2 protein-coding genes are annotated in these 1,201 nt (G+C 64.6%); both read right to left on the bottom strand.

The features are described from left to right. The coding region (locus DBV14_RS33000; RefSeq protein WP_148092466.1) for an AMP-binding protein at positions 1-652 on the bottom strand (652 nt) is incomplete at its 3' end. 16 nt (positions 653-668) lie between these two features. Next, positions 669-1,142, bottom strand: a complete 474-nt coding sequence (gene paaI / locus DBV14_RS32995; protein ID WP_124466435.1) for a hydroxyphenylacetyl-CoA thioesterase PaaI — start codon at positions 1,140-1,142, stop codon at positions 669-671. Positions 1,143-1,201 lie beyond the last annotated feature (59 nt).

Raw genomic sequence — 1,201 nt, 5'->3', positions numbered from 1 at the left:
CGCCGAAGATGCCGATCTTCAGCGAACTGTCTTTGGCGTCCAGGCCTTGCCGTTCGAACTGCTCGATGATCACCTGCATGTAGCTGGGCGTGACCATGATGATGTCGGGCTTGAAGTCTTGAATCAGCTGCACCTGCTTCTCGGTCTGGCCGCCCGACATGGGGATGACGGTGCAGCCCGCACGCTCGGCGCCGTAGTGCGCGCCGAGGCCACCGGTGAAGAGGCCGTAGCCATAAGACACATGGATCATGTCGCCGGCGCGGCCACCCGCGGCGCGGATCGAACGCGCCACGAGGTCGGCCCAGGTGTCGATGTCGTTCTTCGTGTAGCCCACCACGGTCGGCTTGCCGGTGGTGCCCGACGACGCATGGATGCGCGCGACCTGCGTGCGCGGCACGGCGAACATGCCGAAGGGGTAGTTGTCGCGCAGGTCGGTCTTGACGGTGAACGGAAACTTCGACAGATCGGCCAGCGACTTCAGGTCGTTCGGATGCACGCCCTTGGCATCGAAGGCCTTGCGGTAGTGCGGCACGTTGTCGTAAGCGCGTTGCAGCGTGGCGCGCAGGCGGGTGAGTTGCAGCGCGGTGATCTCGTCGCGGCTTGCGGTTTCGATGGCCTCGAGTTCGCCGGGCGCGGGGTGTCTGGCTGTCATGGTGTCTTGTCTCCTCTCAGGCCGCAGCCGCAGCCGCAGCAGTAGCCGCAGCGGGAACGGCGGGGCGGCCTTTGGCGGTGTATGAGCGGCCGCGGAACATGGCGATGCGCTCGCCGCGCTGGTTGGTGATTTCGGTGTCATACACGCCGGTACGTCCGGCCTTCGACACTTCGAAGCAGCGCGCGGTGAGCACATCGCCTTCGCGCGCGGGTGCGATGAAGTCGATGGCAAAGCCGGAGGCGACTGTCAGTTCGTTGTACGAGTTGCAGGCAAAGGCAAAGGTCGAATCAGCGAGCGTGGCCATGAATCCGCCGTGGCAGATGGCGTGGCCGTTGAGCATGTCGGGGCGCACTTTCATCTCGATGGTGGCCTGGCCGGGGCCGACCTCGACGATGCGCATGCCGAGGCCCTTGGAGGCGTTGTCGTTGGCGAACATGCCGTCGCGAACGTACTCGGCGGTTTGCTGGGGTGTGCGGTTGGGTTCGGTCATCCTGGGGTACCTGTGCTCGGTTGGCTTTTGCTTTTTTTGCTGCTGTTTGGGAGCGGGAG

The sequence above is a fragment of the Variovorax sp. KBW07 genome (genome assembly GCF_003852515.1).
In the GTDB taxonomy this organism is placed as follows: domain Bacteria; phylum Pseudomonadota; class Gammaproteobacteria; order Burkholderiales; family Burkholderiaceae_C; genus Variovorax.
The sequence above is the reverse complement of the archived record's forward strand: the minus strand, read 5'-3'. Positions and strand labels throughout refer to the sequence as shown.